Consider the following 5,534-nt stretch of genomic DNA (forward strand, 5'->3'; position numbering starts at 1 on the left):
ACCTGATCGTCGGGGCCGACGACGCCCGCGCAGCGGTGCCATACCCGCCGATCCGGTAGGTCGCCCAAGGTGTCGGCCAGCGCGAGGTGGGCGCGGCGGCGTTCGTCGGCGGTCGCCGTCGCGGCGAGCGCGGAGCGGATCAGCGGGTGCCGGAATACGACTGTGCCGGAGTCGATCTCGATCAGACCGGCCGCCGCGGCGGGGCTGAGGATCTCGGGCTCGGCGGCGGAGCCGAGGAGAACGCCGGTGGCGGAGAGCGTTTCGGCGAGCGAGTCGCTGTCGTTGAGCGCCGCGACGAGCAGTGCGTATCGGCTGCGCGCGGGCAGCTCGGCCGCGCGCGCGGAGAACGCGCGCTCCAGGCGTTCGGTGAGCGGGAGCGTGGCGGTCGGCTCGGTGAGAGTCGTTGCCGCCGTGGGTAATTCGGTGAGCGCGAGCGGATTGCCGTTGGCCGAGGCGAGAACCCGGCCGCGCAGCGGGGCGGGCAGATCCGGCGCGGCGCTGTCGAGCAGGGCGGTCGCGTCGTCGTCGGCCAGGCCGGTCAGCCGCATCGGCGTCAGGCCCGCGTCGCGCAGCGGCGACGCGACTCCGTCGCGCAGGGTCGCGACGAGGGCGACGGGCTCGGTGTCGATGCGGCGGGCCAGGAAGGCCAGCACCTCGGCGCTCGCGGAGTCGAGCCAGTGCGCGTCCTCGGCGACGATCAGCAGCGGCCGGTCGGCGGCCGCGTCGGCCAGCAGGGTGAGTGCGGCGAGACCGACGAGGTAGCGGCTCGGATCGTCGTCGGCCTCCGACATGCCCAGCGCGGCCGTCAGCGCGTCCGACTGGCGGGCGGGCAGGGCGGCGAAGTCGCGGCGCAGCGGATAGAGCAGGCGATGCAGCCCGGCGTAGCCGAGGTTCTGTTCGGCCTCGACGCCCGCGGTGCGCAGCACCCGCAGCCCGGCGACGGCCGCCGCGGCGATCGCCTCGTCGACCAGCGCCGACTTCCCGATGCCCGGTTCGCCCTCGATCAACAGGCCGCTGCGCTCACCGGGCCCGTCCAGCAGCGCACGCAGATCCTTCAGCTCGGTGTCTCGGCCGAACATCGGCATGCCGCGCTACCCCTTTCGCCAGGTCCCGCGTCCGTCGTCGGTCCCCCGGCGACCCTACCGAACGGGAGTTACGTCACCGGCAGCGTCATCTGACCGATTCGGCGCCGGGGCAGCGGCGGCGATCGTTATCGCATGGCAATCGTTCGTTTTCACCTCTTGTCCACCCTCTCGCCGGCCGAAGTCGTGCGCGTGCTCACCGACTTCGGGCCGGACCGCCCGCAGGCGTGGCCGTCCATCGACGCCGAGCACTTCGTGGTGCACGACCGCGGTGCGACCTGGGCCGAGGTGACCGAGGGCACCGCGGCGGCCTGGGAGCGCGCCCGCTACGACTGGGATCCGGCGGGCGACACCGTCACCGTCACCACGCTGAACTCCAAGCTCTTCGGCCCCGGCGGCGGCTGGGTCTTCCGGGTGACGCCCGACGCGCGCGGCGCCCGCGTCGACGTCGAGCTGACCAGGACCCCGCGGGCGCTGAAGGGCAAGATCCTAGCGGCGCTGCTGCCGCTGATCGGACCGTCCTCGCTGCGCAAGTCCTTCGCCCAGCCGCTGCAGGCCGCGTGATGGGGGTCGAGCCGCTCGCGCCGGGCGCCCACACCTTCGACTCCGACGGCGTCGTCCAGCGTTACCACGTATACGGCCGCGGCCCCGTGTGTCTCGCCCACCCCGGCGGGCCGGGCATCCACTGGGAGTACCTGCGCGCGCCCGCGCTCGAGGAACACCTGACGATGGTGTACGTCGAGGCGCTCGGCACCGGCGCGTCCGGCCGGCTGCCGACGCATCCGCACGGGTACACCCGCGAGCGCTACAGCCTCGCGCTGCAGCGGCTGATCGACCAGCTCGGCGTGCCCGAGGTGTATCTGCTCGGCCACTCGCACGGCGCGTTCGTCGCCGCCTACCACGCGATCCACCGCCCGGACCGGCTCGCCGGCGTCATCCTGTACGACGGCGCGCCGGTCACCGGGCCCGAGCACGGCGCGGAGGCCGCGCGCCGCGTCCAGGAGTTCGCCGCCGCGCGGGCCGACCGGCCCGGCCTCGCCGGGGTACTCGCCGCTTTCGCTGCCATGCAAGGCATTTCGAGCGACGAGCAGACCCTCGCCGTCGTGCGCGGCATACTCCCCGCGTACGTCGCCGACTACTGGGGTGACGAACAGCGGTGGGCCACCGTCGTTGCCGCCCTGCGCGCTACCTACATCTCGGGCCTCGACGCGGACCTGTCCCCCGACCTCGTCGACGACCGCGCCGACCTCCCGAATGTGCGGGTTCCCGCGCTCGTGATCGTCGGCCGCCACGACGTCATCTGCGGCCCGCGCTGGGCGGCGGAGCTGCACGCGCTGATTCCCGCCTCGCACCTGGTCGTCCTCGAACACAGCGGGCACCTGGGTCATCTGGAGGAGCCGGAACCTTTCGCCGAAGCGACCGCGAAGTTCGTTTCTACATCGAGAGGATGACCGACATGCGTTTCCTCACCTTCGAGTGGTCAACCGTGGCAACGGTTTTCACGGGGCCGGTGCTGCTGTGGCTCTGGACCGAGCGCGCGTTGCTGCACGGCCAAGGGCCCGGCATCGCGGTTTTCACGAAGTGATGCATAACGGTGGACCGTTCGGTTGCGGTGCGGCAGACTGAGGTTGGTTCCGAAGGGGAGGGGCGACGATGCGCGGGGAGCGAATCAGGTCTGCGGCCAAGAAATTCTCGACGGCCGCCGCCGTCTCGGCGCTGCTGCTGGGGACGGCGTGCACCGCGAGCGGATCCGGCTCGCTGGAAGACTTCTACCGGCAAACCGTGCAGTGGGGGTCGTGCGCCGGCTTCCACAACGGCGACGGGCTCGTCCAGGCCGGCCTGCAATGCGCCAAGGTGCGGGTACCGCTGGACTACGACAAGCCCGGCGGCGCCACCGCGCAGATCGCGCTCTCGCGATTCCAAGCCCGGGGTCAGCGCGTCGGCTCGCTGCTCACGAACCCCGGTGGGCCGGGCGGTGTCGGACTGGTCTACCCGCTCATGCTGGCGCAAACGGATCTGGCGTACAGCTTCGACCTGATCGGCATCGACGTGCGCGGCCTCGGTGACTCCACGCCGAGGGTCGTCTGCTCGACCGAGCAGGAGCGTCTGGCGGATCGCGCCGACCCCGATGTCGACTACTCCCCGGCCGGCATCGCGCAGACCGAGCAGGAGTACCGCGATTACGCCGCCCGGTGTGTCGAACGCACCGGCCTCGAGGTGCTCAGTCACGTCGGAACAGCCGATGTCGCCAGGGATTTCGATATCATCCGCGCGGTGCTCGGCGATCCGAAACTGAACTACTTCGGCGGCTCGTACGGCACCAGGCTCGGCTCCACCATCGCCGAATTGTTCCCCGATCGCATCCGCGCGATGGTGCTGGACGGCGGCCTCGACCCGGAGGCAGACATCGGCGATCCGGTGCCCAGGGCCGCCGCTTTTCAGCGCGCCTTCGAGACCTACGCCGCCGATTGCGCCGCGACGCCCGGCTGCCCGCTCGGCGCCGACCCCGCCGCCGCACCGAAGGCCTTGCGCGCGTTGGTGGATCCGCTGATCGATCGGCCCGCGGCTACGGCGGACGCCCGTGGGCTCGGCTACAACGACGCGATGAACGGGGTCGTCAGTGCGCTCTACTCCCCGACCGAGTGGTGGCGAATCACCAAGGGACTCACCGAAGTGTCGCAGGGACGCGGCGACACGCTCCTGGAGTTCGCCGATCTCATGAACTCGCCCGACGTGGTAGACGGCGACGTGTACACGGCAGTGTTGTGTCTCGAGGAGGCGCGGATCACCGATCGGGCCGTCGTCGCCGATCTGGACCGCCGAAGCCGTGCCGCCGCACCGGCATTCGACGACGGCCGGGCAACGGGGCAAGCGCCGCTGGACGTGTGCGCGTTCTGGCCGGTCCCCACCGCGTGGCGACCACATACGGCCGATTACCCCGGATTGCCCACGGCCGTGGTCGTTTCCACCACGGGCGACCCGGCGACGCCGCACCCGGGCGGCGTCGCCCTGGCTCGCACGCTGCACGCCTCGCTGATCACCTACGACGGCACCCAGCACGGCGCGTTCGGCCGCGGCTCCGCCTGCGTCGACGAACCGGTGATCCGGTATCTGGTCTCCCTGTCCCCGCCCGCGTCGGAACTGTACTGCCCGCACGTCGCTTGACGCGTCCGGGCAGTCGCGTTCACTTCTCGAACAGCGTTGAGCCCCAATAGTCCTGGGGGCCGAGGCCCGGCGGCACCGCGAAGACCGCCGAGCCGACGTGCTTGATGTACTCGTTGAGCGCGTCGTTGCGCGCGAGGTTGTTCTGCATGGGCACGAACTGGGTCTGCGGGTTGCGGCAGTAGGCGATGAAGAACAGTCCCGCGTCCAGATGGCCGAAACCGTCCGAGCCGTCGGTGAAGTTGTAGCCGCGCCGCAGGATCTGGATGCCGCCGAGTTCCTCGGCCGACGCGAGGCGCACGTGCGCGTCGGTATCGACCAGCGGGCCGGACGGCCCCTTCGATTGCAGATCGAGTTCGTCGAACTCGTCGCGCCCGCCGATCGGCGCGCCGCTGCCCTTGGTGCGGCCGATCACCCGCTCCTGCTCGTGCAGGCTGGTGCGGTCCCACGGCTCGATCAGCATGCGGATGCGGCGCGTCACCAGATACGACCCGCCCGCCATCCACGGCTGATCGTCGGCCCGGTCCACCCACACGAACTTGTCGACGGTGTCGCGGTCCTCGGCCTTGATGTTGCGCGTTCCGTCCTTGAACCCCAGCAGGTTTCGCGGCGTCGTCTGACTGGTGGAAGTCGACGACGTCCGGCCGAAGCCCAGCTGCGACCAGCGCACCGAGACCACGCCGAACCCGACGCGCGCGAGATTGCGGATTGCGTGCACCGCCACCTGCGGGTCGTCCGCGCACGCCTGGATCGCGATATCGCCGCCGCTGCGGGCCGGTTCGAGCGCGTCGCCGGTGAACTTCGGCAGATCGACCAGCGCCTTCGGCTTGCGCGCCGAGATGTCGAACCGGTCGCCGCCGTCCGGGGTGGTGAACAGCGACGGACCGAACCCGATCGTCAGCGTCAGCCGCGACGCCGACAGGTCGAGCGCCTCGCCGGTGTCGGTCGGCGGCGTGTACGCCCCCGCGCCGACCGCGCCACCCGGCGTGGCCTCGCGGCCCGTGGTCATCCGCTCCGCCATCAGCGTCCACGTCTTCAGCAGCTCGATCAGCTCGGCGCGCGAACGGGTCTGCACGTCGAACACCGCGAAATGCAGCCGATCCTGCGCGGGCGTGACGATGCCCGCCTGGTTCTCGCCGCGGAACGGCACGATGCCCGAGGCGGTGGCCGCCGCGGCCTGCGTGGACATCCGGCCGGCCAGCACGCCCGCGCCCGCCGCCGCGACGCCGATTCCCGCCGAACCGATCAGGCCCCGCCGTGAGAGGCCGCCGCGACCGGCGCCGGCCTCAC

At 71.5% G+C, this 5,534-nt stretch carries 6 protein-coding genes; 4 read left to right on the top strand and 2 right to left on the bottom strand.

The features are described 5' to 3' along the window. Window positions 1–1,085: AAA family ATPase (locus ON39_RS34890; RefSeq protein WP_040740578.1), on the bottom strand; the 1,085-nt coding region annotated here is incomplete at its 3' end. Window positions 1,086–1,217: 132 nt separating this feature from the next. Here ON39_RS34890 and ON39_RS34895 point away from each other — a divergent pair. The 4 genes from ON39_RS34895 (at window position 1,218) to ON39_RS34905 (ending at window position 4,247) form a co-directional block, all read left to right on the top strand. Next, on the top strand, window positions 1,218–1,646 hold the full coding sequence (locus ON39_RS34895) for an SRPBCC family protein (RefSeq protein WP_040740579.1): 429 nt from the start codon (window positions 1,218–1,220) through the stop codon (window positions 1,644–1,646). After that, window positions 1,646–2,533 carry an alpha/beta fold hydrolase gene (locus tag ON39_RS34900; protein ID WP_051187490.1) on the top strand — a complete coding sequence of 296 codons (888 nt, stop codon included), beginning with the start codon at window positions 1,646–1,648 and terminating at the stop codon, window positions 2,531–2,533. Before ON39_RS34895 ends, ON39_RS34900 begins: the two co-directional genes overlap by 1 nt. After that, a complete protein-coding gene (locus tag ON39_RS49195; RefSeq protein ID WP_157195564.1) occupies window positions 2,530–2,667 on the top strand; it encodes a hypothetical protein in 138 nt (45 codons plus the stop codon). The genes ON39_RS34900 and ON39_RS49195 overlap by 4 nt, the downstream gene beginning before the upstream one ends. A 68-nt stretch (window positions 2,668–2,735) precedes the next feature. Then, window positions 2,736–4,247, top strand: coding sequence for an alpha/beta hydrolase (locus ON39_RS34905; RefSeq protein WP_040740581.1), 1,512 nt, complete (start codon window positions 2,736–2,738; stop codon window positions 4,245–4,247). 19 nt (window positions 4,248–4,266) lie between these two features. Here ON39_RS34905 and efeB read toward each other — a convergent pair. After that, on the bottom strand, window positions 4,267–5,534 hold a 1,268-nt coding region (efeB, locus tag ON39_RS34910), incomplete at its 5' end, for an iron uptake transporter deferrochelatase/peroxidase subunit (protein WP_040740582.1).

The sequence above is a fragment of the Nocardia tenerifensis NBRC 101015 genome, assembly GCF_000308715.1.
Lineage (GTDB): Bacteria > Actinomycetota > Actinomycetes > Mycobacteriales > Mycobacteriaceae > Nocardia > Nocardia tenerifensis.

Coding starts and splice junctions, on each gene's coding strand:
- ON39_RS49195 (WP_157195564.1), top strand. CDS start 2,530: ATGACCGACATGCGTTTCCTCACCTTCGAGTGGTCAACCGTGGCAACG.
- ON39_RS34905 (WP_040740581.1), top strand. CDS start 2,736: ATGCGCGGGGAGCGAATCAGGTCTGCGGCCAAGAAATTCTCGACGGCC.
- ON39_RS34895 (WP_040740579.1), top strand. CDS start 1,218: ATGGCAATCGTTCGTTTTCACCTCTTGTCCACCCTCTCGCCGGCCGAA.
- ON39_RS34900 (WP_051187490.1), top strand. CDS start 1,646: ATGGGGGTCGAGCCGCTCGCGCCGGGCGCCCACACCTTCGACTCCGAC.